Source organism: Bradyrhizobium manausense (assembly GCF_018131105.1).
Classification (GTDB): domain Bacteria; phylum Pseudomonadota; class Alphaproteobacteria; order Rhizobiales; family Xanthobacteraceae; genus Bradyrhizobium; species Bradyrhizobium manausense_B.
In genome coordinates, this window is the sequence record NZ_JAFCJI010000001.1 from 1,678,313 (window position 1) to 1,698,253 (window position 19,941).

Here is a 19,941-nt window from a genome sequence, read left to right on the forward strand (position 1 = left end):
CAAGGGCGCGCAGGCATTAACAAGCCGAAATATTCCGGCGATTCGGGGGCGGGAGCGGCCTCTGGCGCAGGATCTCGTAAGGTGGGCAAAGGCGCGTTTTGCGCCGTGCCCACGATAGCTCACACTTGAGTGCGCAGCTTCTCCGCCGCCTTCGGCGCAAAGTAGCTGAGTACGCCGTCGGCGCCGGCGCGCTTGAAGGCGAGCAGGCTCTCCATCATCGCGCGGTCGCCGTCGAGCCAGCCGTTGTTGGCGGCCGCCGCGATCATCGCGTATTCGCCGGAGACCTGGTAGGCGAAGGTCGGCATCGCAAACGTGTCCTTCACGCGGCGGACCACGTCGAGATAGGGCATGCCGGGCTTCACCATCACCATGTCGGCGCCCTCGGAGATGTCGAGCTCGACCTCGCGCAGTGCTTCGTCGGTATTGGCGCTGTCCATCTGATAGGTGCGCTTGTCGCCGGTCAGCGTCTTGGCCGAGCCGATGGCGTCGCGGAACGGGCCGTAGAAGGCCGAGGCGTACTTTGCGGCATAGGCCATGATCTGCACATCGAGCAAGCCGGTGCGGTCCAGCGCCTCGCGGATCGCGGCGACGCGGCCGTCCATCATGTCCGAAGGCGCGATGATGTCGCAGCCGGCTTCCGCCTGCACCAGCGCCTGGCGCACCAGCACCGCGACCGTTTCGTCATTCAGAATCTTGCCGTCCGAGATCAGGCCGTCGTGGCCGTGGCTGGTGAAGGGATCGAGCGCGACATCGCAGAGGATTCCAATCTCCGGAAATTCCTTCTTGATCGCGCGCACCGCCTGGCAGACCAGATTGTCCGGGTTGGTCGCTTCCGAGCCCTCTTCGTCGCGCAAGGACGGGTCGGTGTAGGGAAACAGCGCGAGGCAGGGGATCGTCAGTTTCATCGCGCGCTCGGCCTCGCGCACGGCCTGGTCGACGCTGAGGCGCTCGACGCCGGGCATCGAGGCGATCGACTCGCGCTTGTTGTTGCCGTCGATCAGGAATAGCGGCCAGATCAGGTCGTCGGTCGTGAGCACATTCTCCCGCACCATGCGCCGGGCCCATTCGGCCTTGCGGTTGCGGCGCGGGCGGACGGTCAGATCGAGGGCATGGGGCACCGCGGCACCCGTCCCGCGCGCGACCTCGCGCAGTTCGATCGGACGTCCGTATTTGATCGCCATTACTGTTCTCCCGACTGGAATTATTCTTATACCAGCTCGCATGGTTCCCGTCACCGCGGCCTGACCTTCCGCAGGGTGATGGCAGCCGATTGATTTTGCGGGGCGAAACAGCCAGAAGGGGACATGTCCGAGATCTCCACCCGCGATACGGCCCGCGACAGCGCCAATGCCAGGGACGCCGTCAGAGACAGCGCCCGAGACAGCGCGATGTCGGTGGCCGCGATCTCGTCGGAGCGGGCCGAGTCCGACGAGAATGTCTGGACGCGCCGGCTTGTGCTGTTCCTGCGAGTGATGGCGCTGTTGTCGATCCTCAAGGGCCTCTACCACTGGGCACAAGTGACCGGCTTCGTCGGCGGCGAGGACGAGGCGTTCGAGAACCAGTCCATGGCCTGGCAGGCTTCGACCATCTACTTTGCCGTGATCGAGCTCGTCGCCGCCGTTGGCCTTTGGCTCGCCACGCCCTGGGGCGCTGTGGTGTGGCTCACGACCGTGGTCTCAATGGCCGTGATCGAGCTGATGTTTCCGGGCATCTATGGCGGCAGCTTGATCGTCGTCGGCGTCGAGGCGTTCATGCTCGCCGCTTATCTCGCGCTCGCCTGGATGGCCGCGCGTGAACGGCCGCCGTAGCGCAGACGATTCAACACACACACGCTCTCGCGCCCCGGACGCTGCGCAGCACGCAGTGATGCGCTGCAGAGCCGGGGTCCAATCTCTCGGCAAATCTAACTTTTGGCTTTCTAGGTCCCGGATCTGCGCTTCGCTTGTCCGGGACACGCGCGCCGAGTTTGCGAAGTCGTGGTGACTTGGTTGACCGCTGGTTGCCTCAAATTCGAGGTAACTTTTCATTGACCTAGCGATTTCAGCCACAGCTCTTACGTGAGCGTTTCGAAACGGGGCGGGGCTGTTCTGGAATGTGACATCAGGAGCGGACGGAGGGTGAACAGGACCTTGTGACGGTCAACAGACGGTTGCGAAAAGTGCTTGTGGGACAGGCTTAATCCGCAATTCACTGTCTTAAATTCATGATCTCTTTATTCTCTTATTTAAGCCGATCTTCAAACGCCCCCCTTAAGTTGCACCTATCAGACGGAGCACAAGTTTCGTCGAATAAGTGTCGATAAAAACGACAACAGGGGAAGTGTCATGATGAAAGCCGTCGCAACTGCGGCAGATACCGCAGAGCGCGTTTCGGGCCCGCAGGGTTCGGTGCAGTCGCTCTATCTGGAAGCATTGACTCTGGTGGAGCGGCTGCATCGCCGGCTCCTCGACGTGATCAAGGACGAGTTCGATCGTCGTGGCCGCGCCGACATCAACTCCGTGCAGGCGCTCCTGCTCTATAACATCGGTGACAAGGAGCTGACCGCGGGCGAGCTGCGCACGCGCGGTTACTATCTCGGCTCCAACGTCTCCTACAATCTGAAGAAGCTCGTCGAGCTCGGCTTCCTCGACCATCAGCGTTCGCGCGTTGACCGCCGCTCGGTGCGCATCCGCCTGACGCCGCAGGGCCAGGAAGTCCGCCGCATCGTCGACTCTCTCTACCAGAAGCACGTCAAGACGGTGGAGCAGGTCGGTGGCATCTCCGGCGAGGAGTTCTCGACCCTCAACAAGTCGCTGCACCGCCTCGAGCGGTTCTGGACCGACCAGATCCTGTATCGCCTCTGATTTCCAGAGGAACAAGGCCAAGCCGGCCCATAACAAGACCGGCAGGCCTTCTGACGTGCTTGCCTTCCCCAAGCGCGCCGGCCCGGCTTGCTCCGGACCGGTGCGTTTTGACGTCATTTCGCGCTTGCGAAAAAATGACCTGATAGGCGGAACCAGATCCTCGCGTCACAGTTGTCTTTCCGGATTGGAGGACGCGATGCTGGTCGAGCGCGGGATGCAGGCAATGAACGTCGAACTCGTGAGCGATGCCTATGCCATCGCCGCGAATTACCTCCGCCGCTCCGGCTCGATCCCCGACACGCTCGTCACCAACGAACGCCTGCTCGAGATCATCATCAAGCTGCTCCAGCACGGCGAATTCAACAAGCTCAGGCTCGCCAACAAGGCGATCACGCGCTTCGAGGCGCAGCCCGAGGCCAGGGCGGTTGCCTGATCAAGACTCCCAAAATTCTGCAAGACCAGAGGGTGCCATGGAAGCTGCCATCGACCGCATCATGAAGACCTATGACCTGCTCGCCAACCGGACGGCGGCGGCGAGCGATGAGGCGCGGATCAAGGTGACCAACTACCTCAACACTCTGATGGAAGCCGGGGAAAAGGACACCCACAGGTTGACGGTCTGCGGCCTGACCTATCTGCGCCAGCTCGACGGCAGCGTGGATCCGGTAAAGGCGGGGTATACCGGGCTGTAGACCGGCAGAGCGGAGGGGCAATTTGCTGCCCGGAGGGCCACCGGCCCAGCCGGCGCAAGGGTTGGGCCGCCGAACCGGCCAATCCGCGTCTCCATGCCGGGCAGTCCCGTCAGCTCGCGGGGCTCGAAATCCGACCATCTCCACAATATCTGGCATAATTCCGAGGCCCGACCCGCAAATGCTTGGCCGGGGCGGGGTGATGTGGTAGATCGCGCTCGCCGCTTCCGATCGCCACACCAAGACCCCCGTAGCCCGCCAAAAGGCTGCGGCGCTGGAGATATTCGCAAGATGACCCTCGCAAAGACCGCCTCTGCGCCCGATTCGTTTTTCACGGCCTCGCTCGAGCAGGCCGACCCGGAAATCGCCGCCGCCATCAAGGGCGAACTCGGCCGGCAGCGTCATGAGGTCGAGCTGATCGCCTCCGAGAACATCGTCAGCCGGGCCGTGCTGGAAGCGCAGGGTTCGGTCATGACCAACAAGTATGCAGAGGGTTACCCGGGCGCGCGCTATTACGGCGGTTGTGAGTGGGTCGACGTCGCCGAGAACCTCGCGATCGATCGCGCCAAGAAGCTGTTCGGCGCCAACTTCGCCAACGTGCAGCCGAACTCCGGCAGCCAGATGAACCAGGCCGTGTTCCTGGCGCTGCTCCAGCCCGGCGACACCTTCATGGGACTCGATCTTGCGGCCGGCGGCCATCTCACCCACGGCTCGCCCGTGAACATGAGCGGCAAGTGGTTCAAGGCTGCGCACTACACCGTGCGCCGCGAGGACCAGCTCATCGACATGGACGCAGTCGCCAAGCAGGCCGAAGAGGTCAAGCCGAAGCTGATCGTCGCCGGTGGCTCCGCCTATTCGCGCGCCTGGGATTTCAAGCGTTTTCGTGAGATCGCGGACTCGGTCGGCGCGTACCTGCTGGTCGACATGGCGCATTTCGCGGGCCTCGTTGCCGGTGGCGTTCATGCTTCGCCCGTGCCGTATGCCCACATCACCACCACCACGACACACAAATCGCTGCGTGGACCGCGCGGCGGCCTGATGCTGTGGAATGACGAGGCGCTGACCAAGAAGTTCAACTCGGCGATCTTCCCGGGGCTCCAGGGCGGCCCCCTGATGCATGTGATCGCAGCCAAGGCGGTCGCCTTCGCCGAGGCATTGCGTCCGGACTTCAAGATCTATGCGAAGAACGTCGTCGAGAATGCCAAGGCGCTGGCCGAGGCGATGAAGAGCCATGGGTTCGACATTGTCTCCGGCGGCACCGATAACCATCTGATGCTCGTTGACCTCCGGCCGAAAGGCCTGAAGGGCAACGCCTCGGAGAAGGCGCTGGTTCGCGCCGCCATCACCTGCAACAAGAACGGCATTCCCTTCGACCCCGAGTCGCCGTTTGTCACCTCGGGTATTCGCCTCGGCACGCCAGCGGCGACCACCCGCGGCTTCGGCGTCGCTGAATTCCAGCAGGTCGGCGGCATGATCGCCGAGGTGCTCAACGCGATCGCGCAGTCCTCCGACGGCAAGGCGCCGCTGGTGGAAGCCGCGATCAAGGAACGGGTCAAGGAGCTCACCGACCGGTTCCCGATCTATCAGTAAGGCTGGGATCAACGGATGCGCTGCCCGAACTGCAACAGTCTCGATACGCAGGTAAAGGACTCGCGTCCGACCGAAGAGTCTTCCGTCATCCGCAGGCGGCGCGTGTGCATCGCCTGCAATTTTCGGTTCACCACTTTCGAGCGCGTGCAATTGCGCGAGCTCACGGTGATCAAGCGCAACGGCCGTCGCGTGCCTTTTGACCGCGACAAGTTGATGCGTTCAGTGTCGATCAGCTTGCGGAAGCGGCCGGTCGAGCCTGAAAGGGTGGAGAAGATGGTCTCCACCATCGTGCGCGAGCTCGAGACCGGGGGCGAGGCCGAGATCTCCTCCGAGGTGATCGGCGAGACCGTGATGGAGCATCTGCGCACGCTCGATGACGTCGCCTATGTGCGCTTCGCCTCGGTCTACCGCAATTTCCGCGAGGCCAAGGATTTCGCCGACGTGCTCGGCGAGCTCTCCGGTGAGGAGGAAGCGCGGCTCGCCGCGATCCGCAAATGATCTTCCGCATCCTGGAGGATCAGTTCGCCCGGAAGATCCGTGAGTCCAAGGACGCCGATCAGCGCTTCATGCAGCTGGCGCTGGCGCTTGGCCGGCGCGGGCAGGGGCGCACCTGGCCCAATCCGGCCGTGGGCGCCGTCATCGTCAAGGACGGCGTCATCGTCGGCCGCGGCTGGACGCAGTCCGGCGGACGGCCGCATGCCGAGCCTGAAGCGTTACGGCGGGCAGGCGAGGCGGCGCGCGGCGCCACGCTCTACGTCACGCTCGAGCCTTGCTCGCATTTCGGCAAGTCGCCGCCCTGTGCCGATGCGGTGATCGCCGCCGGCATCAAGCGCGTTGTGGCGGCGATCGAGGATCCCAATCCTGAAGTTGCAGGGCAGGGCCATGCGCGCCTTCGCGCCGCCGGCATTGCGGTGGATGTGGGCCTGTGCGCGGCGGAGGCCGCGTTCGACCATGCCGGCCATTTCCGTCGCATCCGCGACAGGCGTCCGCACGTCATCCTGAAGCTTGCGGTCTCGCCCGACGGCAAGATCGGCGCTGAGGGCGGCAAGCCGCTTGCGATCACGGGCCAGGCCGTGCGCGATCGCGTGCATCTCCTGCGCGCGCGAAGCGATGCGGTCCTCGTCGGTATCGGCACGGTGCTGGCGGATGATCCGCAGCTCAATTGCCGCCTGCCAGGCATGGCGGCGCGCTCGCCGGTACGCGTCGTGCTTGACCAGAGCCTGCGCATCCCGGCCTCGAGCCAGCTCGTGCGCTCCGCGCGCGAGACGCCGCTTTGGGTGATCGGCTCGGAGGTTGCGGAAGCGGCCGTTGCGACCCGCCTTGGCGCAGCCGGTGCGCAAATCATGCGCATGCCGCCGAACGGTGCATCCGGGCTCGATCTTCCGGCCGTGCTGCATGCGCTGGCCGAGAAGGGCATCACGCGGCTGATGGTCGAGGGCGGCAGCCGCGTTGCGGCATCCTTCGTATCGGCCGACCTCGTCGACGAGATCTGGTTGTTCCGCGGAGCGGAAGAGGTTGGCCCCGCCGGGGTCGATGCGCTCGATGCATTGCCCCTGTCGAAAATCACGCAGTCGCAGGCCTACAAGGTTCATGCTAGCGAGACGTTCGACCACGATACTCTCACCATCTACGAGCGCGCCTAACATGTTCACCGGCATTGTCACCGATATCGGCGAGATCGTCAGCTTCAAGCCCGTGGCGCAAGGGCAATTGCACCGTCTGCGTATCGCCTGCAGCTACGATCAAGCTACCATCGCCGACGGCGCCTCGATCGCCAACAACGGCGTCTGCCTTACTGTGGTCGCCTCCGGCGTCGCCGATGGCAAGGATTCTAAACAAAGTACCTGGTTTGACGTCGATGCCGCCGCCGAGACGCTGGCGCTGACGACGGCGAAGCACTGGAAGCTGGGCACGCGGCTCAATCTCGAGCGTGCGCTCAAGATCGGCGACGAACTCGGCGGCCACATCGTCGCCGGCCATGCCGACGGCATCGCCACCGTCGTCAGCCGCGAGGACCTGCCCGACATGGCGCGGTTCAAGCTCTCCACGACGCGGGAGCTGGCGCGCTTCATCGCTACCAAGGGCTCGATCACGCTCGACGGCGTGTCGCTGACGGTCAATACGGTCGATGACGCGACCTTTTCGGTGCTGATCATCCCTCATACTCTTGATGTCACGACCATCGGCGGCTGGAAGGCGGGCAGTGAGGTGAATATCGAGGTCGACCTGATGGCCCGCTATGCGGCGCGGCTGACGGAAATGACGGTTTAAGAACTTGGCTTACGTGCCCGCGGCGACTACATAACGCGCCGACCCAAGAGACGACTGACTAAAACGGATCGAGACGATGGCAGACGCGCGGCGCGCACCCCTGAAGGACCAGACCGACATTTCCGGCGCGCGTGCGCTTGTGGTCGAGGCGCGGTTCTATGACGATCTCCAGGACGCGCTTCTGGACGGTGCCGTGACCGAGCTGAAGGCCGCCGGCCTGACCCATGACGTGATCACGGTTCCCGGTGCGCTGGAGATCCCGGCGGCGGTGGCGATTGCTGTCGACGCGGCTGCGGCGAACGGCAAGCCCTATGACGCGGTGATCGCGCTTGGCTGCGTGATCCGCGGCGACACCATTCATTTCGAGATCGTCTCGCAGGAATCCTCGCGCGCGCTGATGGATCTCGCGGTGGCGCGCAAGCTGCCGCTCGGCAACGGTATCCTCACCGTCAACAACGAGGACCAGGCCTGGGCGCGGGCGCGCGCCAGCGAACTCAACAAGGGCGGCGATGCCGCGCGCGCCGCGATCGCGATGCTGCGCATCAAACGCCGTCTGGCGCGGGCCTGAGCCATGGCTGACATCAGGAAACCGGCAGGTCCTGCGGAGAAGAAGGCGAACCGGCGCGGTGCGGCGCGGCTTGCGGCCGTCCAGGCGCTGTACCAGATGGATATCGCCGGCGCCGGCATCAACGACATTTTTGCGGAGTTCGAAAGCCACTGGCTCGGCAACGAGGTCGAGGGCGACACCTATCTGCCGGCGGAAGCCGCGTTCTTCCGTGACGTCGTCTCCGGCGTCGTTCGCGACCAGAAGAAGCTCGATCCCCTGATCGATGAGGCGTTGTCGAAGGGCTGGCCCTTGAAGCGGATCGAGGCGATCTTGCGCGCGGTGTTGCGGGCAGGGGCCTATGAGCTCCAGCATCGCAAGGATGTGCCCGGCCGCGTGGTGGTCTCCGAATATGTCGATGTCGCCAATGCCTTCGTCGACCGCGACGAGACCGGCATGGTCAACGCAGTGCTCGACCAGATCGGCCGCCAGTTTCGCGGTGACGAATTCGGGCGGGGCTAGGTCGCACATTCCGCTGTCACCACCCGCGAAAGCGGGTGATCGAGTACGCCGCGGCAGCGGCAATTGATTTCGGGCGTCTCGGCGTACTGGATCGCCCGGTCGAGCCGGGCGATGACCGTGAAGTGTGGGGCTAGCGCCGATGACCAACGCACAAGACGCTTCCGCCGAAGACTCCCTCATCGCGCGCTATTTCAAGCCGCTGGCGACTGATCCCGGTGCGTTCGGGCTGGTCGATGACGCCGCGATCCTGTCCTCGTCCGGCGACGACATCGTCGTCACCACCGATGCCGTCGTCGAAGGCGTGCATTATCTTGCCAACGATCCCCCCGAAACCATTGCGCGCAAGGCGCTTCGGGTGAACCTGTCTGATCTCGCCGCCAAGGGGGCTGCGCCCGCCGGCTTCGTGCTGACGCTGGCACTGCGCGCCAAGGAAGACTCCTGGCTGAGGCCGTTTGCGGATGCGCTCGGCGAGGACGCTGAGACCTTTGCCTGTCCGCTGCTCGGCGGCGACACGGTATCGACGCCGGGCCCGCAGATGATCTCGATCACGGCCTTCGGCCGCGTGCCAAAGGGGCGGATGGTTGGCCGCACCGGCGCGCGGCCGGGCGACGTTATCCTGGTGACGGGGACGATCGGCGATGCCGCGCTCGGCCTCGATGTGCTCACCGGTGGTGCTGCGGCCACGGCGCTGACGTCCGATCCAGCTGCAAGAGAAGCGCTGATCGCGCGCTATCTGATCCCGCAGCCGCGCAACGTGCTGGCGCAGGCCGTGCGCGACCGCGCGACCGCGGCGATGGACGTCTCCGACGGGCTCGCGGGCGACCTGACGAAACTCTGCGCGGCGTCCGGCGTCTCGGCCACGATCAACGTGGCGCGCGTGCCCCTCTCACCCGCTGCGGCCGGCCTGGTTGCCTGCAACGCCATTTGCGTTGAGACGCTGCTTGCCGGGGGCGACGACTACGAGGTGCTCTGCACGGTGCCGCCGGCACAGAGCGATGCGCTGATGGAAGCGGGGCGGGCAGTGGGTCTGGCCGTCACGGCGATCGGCACCATCGTCGCGGGCCATGAGCGGCCGTGCTTCCTGGATGGGCAAGGCCAGGAGTTGGTCTTGAAGCGGCTGTCCTACAGCCACTTTTAGGAATTGCGCCAGGCTGGCGCCCAGCCGCGCGGGATTAGGTCTAAATACCTGCCGAGATCGGCCTTTTCGGCCTTATCCGGCGTTGCACCCTCAATTTGATTTTGGCAAGCTTGCAATCGACTAGGGCCGCCCCTTCGGGCAAGGGGCGGCCCTGTTCAACATAAGGGCGCCGCACCGCTTGTCGGAAAAACAAAAGGCGCCGGGGGTACGTACATCAAGGATCTGAGGCAAAAAATCACATGACAGCATTATGGTTGATTGTGCTCTGCGGAGTGCTTTCCGTCGTCTACGCGATTTGGGCGACGTCTTCGGTGTTGAGCGCGGATGCGGGGTCACCGCGCATGCAGGAGATCGCGGGAGCGGTCGCTGAGGGTGCACAGGCGTATCTGCGACGCCAATACACCACGATCGGAATTGTCGGCATCGTCATCTTCGTGCTGCTTGCCTACTTCCTTGGTCTCTACGTCGCCATCGGCTTCTTGATCGGCGCAATCCTGTCGGGGGCGGCCGGCTTCATCGGCATGAACGTCTCTGTCCGCGCCAATGTGCGCACCGCGCAGGCTGCGACGACGTCGCTCGCCGGCGGCCTCGAACTCGCCTTCAAGGCGGGCGCGATCACCGGCATGCTGGTGGCGGGTCTCGCGCTGCTTGGCGTGACGCTGTATTTCGGCTTCCTGGTTCACTCGCTGAAGCTCGCACCCGACAGCCGCACCGTCATCGACGCCATGGTGGCGCTCGGCTTCGGCGCCTCCCTGATCTCGATCTTCGCCCGTCTCGGCGGCGGCATCTTCACCAAGGGTGCGGACGTCGGCGGCGATCTCGTCGGCAAGGTCGAAGCGGGCATTCCCGAGGACGATCCGCGCAACCCGGCCACGATTGCCGACAACGTCGGCGACAACGTGGGCGATTGCGCCGGCATGGCCGCCGACCTCTTTGAGACCTACGCAGTGACAGCGGTCGCCACCATGGTGCTCGCGGCGATTTTCTTTGCGAAGACGCCGATCCTCGCCAACATGATGACGCTGCCGCTCGCGATCGGCGGCATCTGCATCATCACCTCGATCATCGGCACCTTCTTCGTGAAGCTCGGGCCGAGCCAGTCGATCATGGGCGCGCTCTACAAGGGCCTGATCGCAACCGGCGTGCTGTCGCTGATCGGCATTGCCGGCGTGATCTACTATCTGATCGGCTTCGGCAAGCTCGACGGCGTCGAGTACACCGGCATGTCGCTGTTCCAATGCGGCGTGGTCGGCCTCATCGTCACCGCGCTGATCATCTGGATCACCGAATACTACACCGGTACGGACTATCGTCCGGTGAAGTCGATCGCCCAGGCCTCGGTGACCGGTCACGGCACCAACGTGATCCAGGGTCTCGCCGTCTCGATGGAAGCGACCGCGCTGCCCGCGATCGTCATCATCGCCGGCATCCTGGTCACCTACAGCCTCGCCGGCCTGTTCGGCATCGCGATCGCGACCGCCACCATGCTGGCGCTGGCCGGCATGGTCGTAGCCCTCGACGCGTTCGGCCCGGTGACTGACAACGCCGGCGGCATCGCCGAGATGGCGGGTCTGCCCAAGGAAGTGCGCAAGTCGACCGACGCGCTCGACGCGGTCGGCAACACCACCAAGGCGGTGACGAAGGGATACGCGATCGGCTCCGCCGGTCTCGGTGCGCTCGTGCTGTTCGCGGCCTACAACCAGGACCTCAAGTTCTTCGTTGCGGACTCCGCGAACCACGCCTACTTCGCCGGCGTCAATCCGGACTTTTCGCTGAACAATCCGTACGTCGTGGTGGGCCTGCTGTTCGGTGGCCTGCTGCCATACCTGTTCGGCGCGATGGGCATGACCGCGGTCGGCCGTGCGGCCGGCGCGATCGTCGAGGAGGTACGTCGTCAGTTCCGCGAGAAGCCGGGCATCATGCAGGGTACCGACAAGCCTGACTACGGCAAGGCGGTCGACCTGCTGACCCGTGCGGCGATCAAGGAGATGATCATCCCCTCGCTGCTTCCGGTGCTGTCGCCGATCGTCGTCTACTTCGTGATCTACGCGATCGCGGGCGGCGGCGTGGCCGGCAAGTCCGCGGCGTTCTCGGCGGTCGGTGCCATGCTGCTCGGCGTGATCGTGACGGGCCTGTTCGTCGCGATCTCGATGACCTCGGGCGGCGGCGCCTGGGATAACGCCAAGAAGTACATCGAGGACGGTCATTTCGGCGGCAAGGGCTCTGACGCCCACAAGTCGGCCGTGACCGGTGACACCGTCGGCGATCCCTACAAGGACACCGCGGGCCCCGCGGTGAACCCGATGATCAAGATCACCAACATCGTGGCCTTGCTCCTGCTGGCGATCCTGGCGCACTGAGCGGCGCTGACGTGAAAATGAGAAAACCCCGCGGTGCGAGCCGCGGGGTTTTTGTTTGGCAATAACCTCGTTCGCTGCCTGCGAACAAACACGGAGATCAATCCATGTCGCTCTCATCCGCCCGGAATTATGCACTCCGAGCCGCCAAGTCGCAGGATCAGAAGGAGGCCGCCGAATTGCTATCCAAGGCCATATTGGAACTCGCTTTGGCGATCGAGACCACCGATGCCAAGGTCAAGAAGATCAACAAGTCGTCCTAGGCGCGATGCAACTGGGTCTAAACATCATCGCTTCTTGTGGCAGCGATCCAAGAAAAACCCCGCGAGATGCGGGGTTTTTGTTTGATGGATCGGACGCTCTCGCCGCGTCATTGCACGTCCATTTGCAGCCCTTCCTTCTGGATGATGCCGGCGAACTTCTTCGTCTCGGCATCCACGAAGTCGGAGAATTGCTGCGGTGTGCCGTAGTCGGTGCGGGCGCCCATGGCGATGATCTGCTTCTTGATGTCGTCGCGCTCCAGCATCGCCTTGACCTGGAGATTGAGCGCCTCCAGCACCGGGGCCGGGACGCCCTTCGGCAGAAACACCGAAAACCATGACGACACGTCGAAATTGGCAAGCTCCGGCGCGCTCTCACGCATGGTCGGCAGGTTCGGTGCGAGCTCGCTGCGCTCGATCGTGGTGACGCAGAGGCCGTTGAGCGTGCCGTTCTGCACCTGCGGCAGGCTCGGATAGAGATTGTCGAACAGGATCTGGATGTCGCCGGCGAGCGCGGCCTGGAGCGCCGGTCCGGCGCCGCGGAACGGGATGTGCGTCATCTTCAGTCCGGTGAGCTGGAGGAACCAGGCGCCGGTGAGGTGAGGGCTCTGGCCGACGCCGGAGGAGGCGTAGCTCAGCTTGTCCGGATTGGCCTTCAGATAGGAGACCAGCTCGGCGATCGACTTGATGCCGGTCTTCGGATGTGCCGACACGATGTTCGGGATCCGGATCATGTTGGTAACAGGCTGTAGCTGCTCAGGCTTGTAGCTGAGGTTCTTGAAGATGCTGTAGGCGATTGCGTTCGGACCGGGATTGCCGATCAGGATGGTGTGGCCGTCAGCCTTGGAGCGAACCACCTCGGCTGTCCCGATCGTGCCGCCGCCGCCCGAGCGATTCTCCACGACCGCAGTCTGGCCCCAGGCGGATTGGAGATGGGCGGCGAGCAAACGGCCCATCACATCGGTTGAGCCGCCGGCCGCAGCCGGCACAATGATGCGGACGTTCTCGGTCGGCTTCCAGTCGGCGAGGCTCGATCGCGGTAGGAGCGCTGCGGCCGAGAGCCCCGCCGCTCCCGCAAGCACGTGACGACGGGACAATAATCTGTTCTGAAGTTTCTTGAGCACGAATCCACTCCCAGCTTTCTTGTTTTGCAGGGAGCGTAGGGAACCGGGCCTACAACGGCAAGCCGCATGCGACTGCGAGCGACGTGCGGAGAGCGTCACGACGCCGCAGGCAGAGAATGCCGGCTCACGTTCTCAGTTGAAGCTGAGCAGCTTGAACAGCGGTGCGAGGTAGCTCATCTCCTGACCCGACGTCGGCGTGGTCCGGCTGATGGAGTCGAAGATCTTGCCGTCCTGGAGGCCGTAGTTCGCAAGCCGGCGCACGCGGCGGTTCTTGTCGAAATAAATCGCGATCACGCGCTGGTCGACGACCTTCTGGTTCATGAAGGCGACCATGCGCTCGGAGCGTTGCGAGATGTAATAGAACACTTCGCCGTCCAGCGTCGCGACGGTGGAGGGCGTACCCATCACGATCAGCACCTGGTCCTGGCTCGCGCCGATCGGAATCTGCTCGAGTGCGCCAGGCGGCAGGATGTAGCCCTTCTGGAACTGCTCGCCGGTGCACCCCGCAAGGGCGCCGCCGACCAAGGCCACGGCCGCGAGCACGCGCAGGCCGCGCCAGCGCGCAAATAGGCCGCGCCGCTTGTCCGCGCGCAGGCTGGTCTGGTTCGTTATCGTCATCGTGGAACTGATTCCGTCCCCTTGCGTCGCGCGAGGCGCTGAAGTACCGGGCGGAGGCTCTGAATGCAACTCACGCGCGCCCGCTTGCGGAAACCACAATGCTTTGGCCGTTCAATCACTTCAGGAAACCCCGGCTAGCCCCGGCCGGCACCATTGAGGCCATCTATGGCATGATCGTGACGCAGGCGCGAGAACCCATATTTTACCGGGACTTGGGCGTACCGGATACGGTTAATGGCCGTTTCGACCTGTTGCTTCTGCACCTCTGGCTGTTGCTGCGGCGGCTGCGGACTGCCCAAAGCGGGGTGGAGCTGTCGCAGGCCCTGTTTGATCGGTTCTGCGAGGACATGGACGACAATCTGCGCGAGATGGGCGTAGGTGACCAGACCGTCCCGAAGCGGATGAGAGCCTTCGGCGAGGCCTTCTATGGCCGCGCCCAGGCCTACGACCAAGCCTACGACCAGGCCGTCGAGACCGATAATGAGGCGCTGGCGCAGGCGATCTGCAAGAATATCTTGAATGGGGCCGGCATGGATCAGGCGCGGCTTCTGGCAGCCTATGCGGTGACTGCGAATGCGGATCTCGGCCAGACAGGCGACCCCGCGTTGTTGCTTGGAGCATTCAAATTTCCCGCACCGCTTCGGGAGGACGAGGCATCATGAACCGACCGATGACCGGACCCGACCCCTGGCGCGCGCCCGTGATCGTGGCGCAGATTCCCGATACCGGCGTGCACCGTAAGCTCGAAGCTTCGGCCGCAGAGCGCCAGGCCATGGCCGACCTCGCGGGCCTGCGCGACGTTCTGTCGGCTCATGCCGAATTCGACGTGGAGCCGAAGAGTGGTGGCCGGGTCCAGGTCACGGGTCGCGTCCAGGCCCGGGTCGGCCAGACCTGTGTCGTCACGCTTGATCCGATCGAGAGCGAGATCGACGAGGAGGTCGACCTGACCTTTGCGCCCGAGGCCGAGACGCGCCGCCTGGAGGACCTCATCGAGGAAGGTCAGGACGACGAGGATCCCCCGGAGGTCGCCGATCCGCCGGAGGCCATCGTCAACGGAATCATCGACCTCGGCCGGATTGCGACCGATGCGCTGTTCCTGGCGATCGATCCTTATCCGCGCAAGCCGGGTGTCGTGTTCGAGGCGGAGGTCACCGCGCCCGACCCCGAGGACCATCCGTTCGCTGCGCTGAAGGCGCTTCAGGACAACAAGCAGGGGAAGAAGAAGGGCAAATAGTCGAACCTTCCCCGTAAGACCGCTGTGTGACGGGACGTGAGGTGTTTGTGGGACTAGTTTGAAAGGCCTGTCTATCCGTTTGATTGTTATGTCAATTCTTTGAATTGGAGGATCCGTCGTCGGATCGCCCTTAATCCAAAAGGCTGGGGGCAAGAGGTTGTTTCGGGATAGCAAAACGCTATTGTCCGCCCCGGTTCGGGTGCGGCGTGGCGCTTGGCCGGTCGCCATGTCCATGGCGGACCCATCTCGCGGCCCCGCTCGTCGACGACCGCACCAGACCAGGTTTCCGGGACTTCTATGCCAAGCAAGGTTCGCATCGCGCTGGACGCCATGGGGGGCGACGCCGGCGCCGCCGTGGTCATTCCGGGCGCTGCCATCTCGCTCGCCAAGCATCGCGACACCGAATTCCTGCTGGTCGGGGACCGCGCCAGGATCGGGCCCGAGCTCGATCGGCATCCACATCTCAAGGCCGTTTCGAAGATCATCCATACCGACGTCGCCGTCAGCGGCTCGGACAAGCCGAGCCAGGCGCTACGGCGCGGTCGCAAAACCTCCTCGATGTGGCTCGCGATCGATGCGGTGAAGAAGGGGGAGGCCGATGTCGCGGTCTCCGCCGGCAATACCGGCGCACTGATGGCGATGGCCCGGTTCCATCTGCGTACGCTGCGGGGCATCGACCGCCCGGCCATCAGCGGGATTTGGCCAACCAAGCGCGGCCAGTCGGTCGTGCTCGATCTCGGCGCCACGATCGGCGGCGATGCACGCCATCTGGTGGCGCTCGCCGTGATGGGTGCGGCCATGGTGAGCGTGGTGTTCGACAAGAAGCGCCCCACGGTCGGCCTGCTCAACATCGGAACCGAGGAAATCAAGGGGCACGAGGAGATCCGCGAGGCCAACGAAATCCTGCGCGCGATGAACCTGCCGGAACTCGAATATGTCGGTTTCGTCGAAGGCGACGGCATCGGCAAGGGGACGGCCGATGTGATCGTGACCGAGGGGTACAGCGGCAATATCGCGCTCAAGGCTGCCGAAGGAACCGCACGCCAGATGGCGGAATTACTCCGTAACGAGATTCAGCGGAGCTGGCTGTCCAAGCTCGGTTATCTGTTTGCGCGCAATGCCTTCCAGGCCCTGCGCGACAAGATGGACCCGAACAAGTCGAACGGCGGCGTGTTGCTGGGTCTCAACGGACTGGTGGTCAAGAGCCACGGCGGAATCAACGCCGAAGGCTTTGCCTATGCGATCGATGTTGGCTATGAAATGGCTCACTACGATCTCCTGAACAAGATCAATCAGATGCTCAACCGCGAGGGTGGCGCACTTAATTCCGTGCAGTCCGCGCAGGAGGCTGTTTCGTGACTCAAATTCGTTCGGTCGTGCTGGGCTGCGGCTCTTATTTGCCGGAGCAGGTGGTGACCAACGCCCAGTTGGCGGCGCGTATCGACACGTCCGACGAGTGGATCGTGCAGCGAACCGGCATTCGCGAACGGCACGTTGCCGCCGAGGGCGAATTCACCTCGCATCTGGCGATCAAGGCGGCGCAGGCCGCGCTTACGGATGCCGGTGTGGACGCCCAGTCGATCGAGCTGATCGTGCTCGCGACCTCGACGCCGGACAATACGTTTCCCGCGACCGCCGTCTCCGTGCAGCATGGGCTCGGCGTCAATCACGGTGCGGCGTTCGATCTTCAGGCGGTGTGCTCGGGCTTCGTGTTCGCGCTTGCCACGGCCGACAATTTCCTGCGCACCGGCGCCTACAAGCGCGCGCTGGTGATCGGCGCCGAGACCTTCTCGCGCATCCTCGACTGGAACGACCGCGGCACCTGCGTGCTGTTCGGCGACGGCGCCGGCGCTGTCGTGCTGGAGGCGCAGGAGCAGCCGGGCAATCCCGCGACCGACCGCGGCATCGTCACCACGCATCTGCGCTCCGACGGCCGCCACAAGGCCAAACTGTTCGTCGATGGCGGGCCGTCCTCGACCCAGACCGTCGGTCATTTGCGCATGGAGGGCCGCGAGGTCTTCAAGCATGCGGTCGGCATGATCACCGACGTGATCGTGGATGCCTTCCAGGCGACCGGGCTCAATGCCGACGGCATCGACTGGTTCGTGCCGCATCAGGCCAACAAGCGAATCATCGACGCCTCCGCCCACAAACTCCATATCGCGCCGGAGAAGGTGGTGCTGACGGTGGATCGGCACGGCAACACCTCGGCGGCCTCGATTCCGCTGGCGCTGTCGGTGGCGCGCAGAGACGGCCGCATCAAGCGCGGCGACATGGTCCTGCTGGAGGCGATGGGCGGCGGCTTCACCTGGGGCTCCGCCCTGGTGCGCTGGTAAAGCCACATCGATAAAATTTTGTCGGAATCAGCGCCTGATATCGATGCGTCTGCATTGATGAGCGGTGTTGACCGCCGTATCGTAAGCTCATAATTTCAGACAACAATTGTTCGCCGTGATGTGGGGCAGGGCGATGACCGATCAAAGTAAAACCGTAACGCGTGTCGACCTCTGCGAGGCCGTCTACCAGAAGGTGGGCCTGTCGCGGACGGAATCGTCCGCTTTCGTGGAACTCGTACTGAAGGAGATCACCGACTGCCTTGAAAAGGGCGAGACGGTGAAGCTGTCTTCGTTCGGGTCCTTCATGGTCCGCAAAAAGGGTCAGCGCATCGGCCGCAATCCGAAGACCGGCACCGAGGTGCCGATCTCGCCGCGCCGGGTGATGGTGTTCAAGCCGTCGGCGATCCTGAAGCAGCGGATCAACGCCCAGCACCGCACCAATGGCGATGCCAGCAAGGCTCAACCCGAGGCGTAAGTCGCGCCTACGCGAAGGATTTGGCATTTGGACAAGGCGCCGGATGCGTTCCGAACGATCAGCGAAGTAGCGCAGGAACTCGACATTCCGCAGCACGTGCTGCGGTTCTGGGAGACGCGTTTCTCCCAGATCAAGCCGATGAAGCGCAGCGGCGGCCGCCGGTATTACCGGCCCGACGATGTCGACCTGCTCAAGGGCATCCGTCGGCTGCTCTACGGGGAGGGCTATACCATCCGCGGGGTGCAGCGGATCCTGAAGGAGCACGGCGTCAAATCGGTGCAGGGGCTGGCCGACGGCTCGGCCGCGGTCTCGTTCGGGGCGATCGAGGATGCCATCGGCGCGAGCCTGATGGAGCCCGACGACGAGGCCCCCATCAAGGGCGTCGCCGATAGCGACGATGACGACTACCAGGGCGACGAAGAGGAAGGAATCGACTTCCGCTTCACGGAGGTCGACGACGAGGACATTCTCACCACCTTCCGCAAGGGCGGCGCCCCCGCCGCGCCCGCCGGCCCCAGTGCGCTAGATCGGGAGCGGCTTGGCAAGGCACTTGCCGACCTCGTCGCGTGCCGGGACATGCTCGATCAGGCGCTGAACGACGGGTGAGGACCTTTCGCCGGCTTTACGGGCAGTTCCGGGGCTTGGGTGAGAACACCAAAATGCTGTGACCTTGCCTTGCGCAAAGCAGCGATCCTAGCTAATGGAACGACGTTCGGAGCGTGGCGCAGCCCGGTTAGCGCACTAGTCTGGGAGACTAGGGGTCGGAGGTTCAAATCCTCTCGCTCCGACCATTTTCTTCAAAGTAGGGCCGAATGCTTGCGCGATCACTGATCGGCAAGTGACCCTGTATGTTCCGGGCAATCCAATGTCAGCGGCTGGCGGTCAGCACTGATTGCGGGACACGGCTGCTCCGCAGGAGTCCTGCCGCGGGCCCAGGTCGGAACGGCGAAGGCAAGTTGATATTGCCCCATCGTGTCCACGAATGAGGCTTGCGCGCTCTCCAGGCGCTGGGCCAACCCGCTGACGTTCAGGTCCAGGCCCGCGTCGACGGCCAAAAGAAAAATGGACACGCATGCAATCGTCGCGGCGACCGTGATGGCCTTCCATTCTGGTGACTTAATCATCTGATTTTCTCAGGTATATTCCCTGCCCGGATAGGTAGTGCTCCCTTGCAGAATTCAACCCCCTCGCACGGCTCGCGTGCACGGGTTTTTGAAATGCGACAATTTTGCAACGAGGTCGCGCCGAGGATCGGCCTCATGGCGAATGCTAGGTGGAAGGACGCAAGAACCCCACCACCATCCGCGTCGTCTCGTCCACCAGCGTCCGCACCGTCTTCTCCGACAGTATCTCGGCCTGGTTCAGCACCGTGTTGTGGGCAACCGCTTCGATCGCGCTGACGCAGATGAAGGTTGCGATATCGAGGTCGATCTTGCGCATCTCCTTGCGGCGGCTGTCGAGATAGGCGCGCACCAGGGTGTGGACCTCGCGGTTGAAGGCTTCGACGTCGAGCTTTCCGGCGCGGGGGATCTGCTCGGCAAGCACCCGATGCAGTCCGGGGTTGACGCGGTGCGCGTCGATCGCGACGGTGACGAGGCGGCGTACGGCTTTTTCGATCGGCATGTCCATGATTTCGGTGAGCGTCGTGCGGACGATCCCCATGATCTCATCGTGATGACGGTCGATCACGGCGGCGACCAGCGCCTCCTTGCTCGGGAAATATTGATAGAGCGAGCCGACGCTGACACCGGCGATTTCGGCGATCCGGTTGGTGCTGGTCTTCTCAAAGCCTTCGCGCACCAGAATGCGAGCAGTTGCCTCGACCAGTGCATCGACGGTGGCGCGGGATCGTTCCTGCGAGGCATTTTTGCGGGGTTTTGTCGGCGGCTTGCGCGCCATGATCCTGCATTCCGAATGCGAGTAGGAAAAGCGAGTGAATG

The 19,941-nt window shown here is 63.9% G+C and carries 24 protein-coding genes and 1 tRNA gene; 20 read left to right on the forward strand and 5 right to left on the reverse strand.

Going from position 1 to position 19,941, the window contains the following annotated elements:
* Positions 1-119: 119 nt before the first annotated feature.
* Positions 120-1,181 (reverse strand): porphobilinogen synthase, encoded by a 1,062-nt coding sequence (gene hemB, locus JQ631_RS07825; RefSeq protein ID WP_212325231.1) that lies wholly within the window; start codon positions 1,179-1,181, stop codon positions 120-122.
* Between the two features lie 123 nt (positions 1,182-1,304).
* Between hemB and JQ631_RS07830 the strand changes: the two genes are divergently transcribed.
* From JQ631_RS07830 to JQ631_RS07890, 13 genes are all read left to right on the forward strand, one after another.
* Entirely contained in the window at positions 1,305-1,808 is a 504-nt protein-coding gene (locus JQ631_RS07830; RefSeq protein WP_212325232.1) for a DUF6163 family protein, read from the forward strand.
* 516 nt (positions 1,809-2,324) lie between these two features.
* A complete protein-coding gene (gene ldtR, locus JQ631_RS07835; protein WP_027529973.1) occupies positions 2,325-2,843 on the forward strand; it encodes a transcriptional regulator LdtR in 519 nt (172 codons plus the stop codon).
* A gap of 196 nt (positions 2,844-3,039) precedes the next feature.
* Positions 3,040-3,276 (forward strand): hypothetical protein, encoded by a 237-nt coding sequence (locus JQ631_RS07840; RefSeq protein WP_212325233.1) that lies wholly within the window; start codon positions 3,040-3,042, stop codon positions 3,274-3,276.
* A gap of 37 nt (positions 3,277-3,313) precedes the next feature.
* The gene (locus JQ631_RS07845) at positions 3,314-3,535 is read left to right on the forward strand and encodes a hypothetical protein (protein ID WP_212325234.1); all 222 of its coding nucleotides are present in this window, start codon (positions 3,314-3,316) and stop codon (positions 3,533-3,535) included.
* Positions 3,536-3,823: 288 nt separating this feature from the next.
* Positions 3,824-5,122, forward strand: a complete 1,299-nt coding sequence (gene glyA / locus JQ631_RS07850; RefSeq protein WP_212325235.1) for a serine hydroxymethyltransferase — start codon at positions 3,824-3,826, stop codon at positions 5,120-5,122.
* 15 nt (positions 5,123-5,137) lie between these two features.
* Positions 5,138-5,620 carry a transcriptional regulator NrdR gene (nrdR, locus tag JQ631_RS07855; RefSeq protein ID WP_212325236.1) on the forward strand — a complete coding sequence of 161 codons (483 nt, stop codon included), beginning with the start codon at positions 5,138-5,140 and terminating at the stop codon, positions 5,618-5,620.
* Positions 5,617-6,765: a bifunctional diaminohydroxyphosphoribosylaminopyrimidine deaminase/5-amino-6-(5-phosphoribosylamino)uracil reductase RibD gene (ribD, locus tag JQ631_RS07860; protein ID WP_212325238.1), complete on the forward strand. Its 1,149-nt coding sequence runs from the start codon at positions 5,617-5,619 to the stop codon at positions 6,763-6,765. The genes nrdR and ribD overlap by 4 nt, the downstream gene beginning before the upstream one ends.
* Before the next feature lies 1 nt (position 6,766).
* The gene (locus JQ631_RS07865) at positions 6,767-7,393 is read left to right on the forward strand and encodes a riboflavin synthase (protein WP_212325240.1); all 627 of its coding nucleotides are present in this window, start codon (positions 6,767-6,769) and stop codon (positions 7,391-7,393) included.
* 76 nt (positions 7,394-7,469) lie between these two features.
* On the forward strand, positions 7,470-7,961 hold the full coding sequence (gene ribH, locus JQ631_RS07870; RefSeq protein ID WP_212325242.1) for a 6,7-dimethyl-8-ribityllumazine synthase: 492 nt from the start codon (positions 7,470-7,472) through the stop codon (positions 7,959-7,961).
* A gap of 3 nt (positions 7,962-7,964) precedes the next feature.
* A complete protein-coding gene (gene nusB, locus JQ631_RS07875; RefSeq protein ID WP_212325244.1) occupies positions 7,965-8,459 on the forward strand; it encodes a transcription antitermination factor NusB in 495 nt (164 codons plus the stop codon).
* A gap of 139 nt (positions 8,460-8,598) precedes the next feature.
* On the forward strand, positions 8,599-9,597 hold the full coding sequence (gene thiL / locus JQ631_RS07880) for a thiamine-phosphate kinase (protein ID WP_212325245.1): 999 nt from the start codon (positions 8,599-8,601) through the stop codon (positions 9,595-9,597).
* Positions 9,598-9,836: 239 nt separating this feature from the next.
* The gene (locus JQ631_RS07885; RefSeq protein ID WP_212325246.1) at positions 9,837-11,957 is read left to right on the forward strand and encodes a sodium-translocating pyrophosphatase; all 2,121 of its coding nucleotides are present in this window, start codon (positions 9,837-9,839) and stop codon (positions 11,955-11,957) included.
* Positions 11,958-12,061: 104 nt separating this feature from the next.
* The gene (locus JQ631_RS07890; protein ID WP_212325247.1) at positions 12,062-12,217 is read left to right on the forward strand and encodes a hypothetical protein; all 156 of its coding nucleotides are present in this window, start codon (positions 12,062-12,064) and stop codon (positions 12,215-12,217) included.
* Positions 12,218-12,324: 107 nt separating this feature from the next.
* On the opposite strand, the gene JQ631_RS07895 is transcribed toward JQ631_RS07890, so the two are convergent.
* Together JQ631_RS07895 and JQ631_RS07900 are read right to left on the reverse strand one after the other, a co-directional pair.
* On the reverse strand, positions 12,325-13,338 hold the full coding sequence (locus JQ631_RS07895; protein ID WP_212325248.1) for a Bug family tripartite tricarboxylate transporter substrate binding protein: 1,014 nt from the start codon (positions 13,336-13,338) through the stop codon (positions 12,325-12,327).
* Positions 13,339-13,470: 132 nt separating this feature from the next.
* The gene (locus JQ631_RS07900; protein ID WP_212325249.1) at positions 13,471-13,956 is read right to left on the reverse strand and encodes an outer membrane protein assembly factor BamE; all 486 of its coding nucleotides are present in this window, start codon (positions 13,954-13,956) and stop codon (positions 13,471-13,473) included.
* A gap of 98 nt (positions 13,957-14,054) precedes the next feature.
* On the opposite strand from JQ631_RS07900, the gene JQ631_RS07905 reads away from it, so the two are divergent.
* The 7 genes from JQ631_RS07905 (at position 14,055) to JQ631_RS07935 (ending at position 18,792) form a co-directional block, all read left to right on the forward strand.
* Positions 14,055-14,618 (forward strand): ubiquinol-cytochrome C chaperone family protein, encoded by a 564-nt coding sequence (locus tag JQ631_RS07905; protein WP_212325250.1) that lies wholly within the window; start codon positions 14,055-14,057, stop codon positions 14,616-14,618.
* Entirely contained in the window at positions 14,615-15,190 is a 576-nt protein-coding gene (locus tag JQ631_RS07910) for a YceD family protein (protein ID WP_212325252.1), read from the forward strand. The genes JQ631_RS07905 and JQ631_RS07910 overlap by 4 nt, the downstream gene beginning before the upstream one ends.
* A 297-nt stretch (positions 15,191-15,487) precedes the next feature.
* The gene (plsX, locus tag JQ631_RS07915) at positions 15,488-16,549 is read left to right on the forward strand and encodes a phosphate acyltransferase PlsX (protein WP_212325254.1); all 1,062 of its coding nucleotides are present in this window, start codon (positions 15,488-15,490) and stop codon (positions 16,547-16,549) included.
* The gene (locus JQ631_RS07920) at positions 16,546-17,526 is read left to right on the forward strand and encodes a beta-ketoacyl-ACP synthase III (protein ID WP_212325256.1); all 981 of its coding nucleotides are present in this window, start codon (positions 16,546-16,548) and stop codon (positions 17,524-17,526) included. Before plsX ends, JQ631_RS07920 begins: the two co-directional genes overlap by 4 nt.
* Before the next feature lie 133 nt (positions 17,527-17,659).
* The gene (locus tag JQ631_RS07925) at positions 17,660-18,001 is read left to right on the forward strand and encodes an integration host factor subunit alpha (RefSeq protein ID WP_018456841.1); all 342 of its coding nucleotides are present in this window, start codon (positions 17,660-17,662) and stop codon (positions 17,999-18,001) included.
* 27 nt (positions 18,002-18,028) lie between these two features.
* A complete protein-coding gene (locus JQ631_RS07930; RefSeq protein WP_212325258.1) occupies positions 18,029-18,607 on the forward strand; it encodes a MerR family transcriptional regulator in 579 nt (192 codons plus the stop codon).
* A gap of 107 nt (positions 18,608-18,714) precedes the next feature.
* Positions 18,715-18,792, forward strand: a tRNA-Pro gene (locus tag JQ631_RS07935).
* A gap of 33 nt (positions 18,793-18,825) precedes the next feature.
* On the opposite strand, the gene JQ631_RS07940 is transcribed toward JQ631_RS07935, so the two are convergent.
* Both JQ631_RS07940 and JQ631_RS07945 read right to left on the reverse strand, forming a co-directional pair.
* Positions 18,826-19,125 carry a hypothetical protein gene (locus JQ631_RS07940; RefSeq protein ID WP_212325260.1) on the reverse strand — a complete coding sequence of 100 codons (300 nt, stop codon included), beginning with the start codon at positions 19,123-19,125 and terminating at the stop codon, positions 18,826-18,828.
* A gap of 145 nt (positions 19,126-19,270) precedes the next feature.
* Positions 19,271-19,900: a TetR/AcrR family transcriptional regulator gene (locus JQ631_RS07945; protein WP_212325262.1), complete on the reverse strand. Its 630-nt coding sequence runs from the start codon at positions 19,898-19,900 to the stop codon at positions 19,271-19,273.
* Positions 19,901-19,941: the final 41 nt, after the last annotated feature.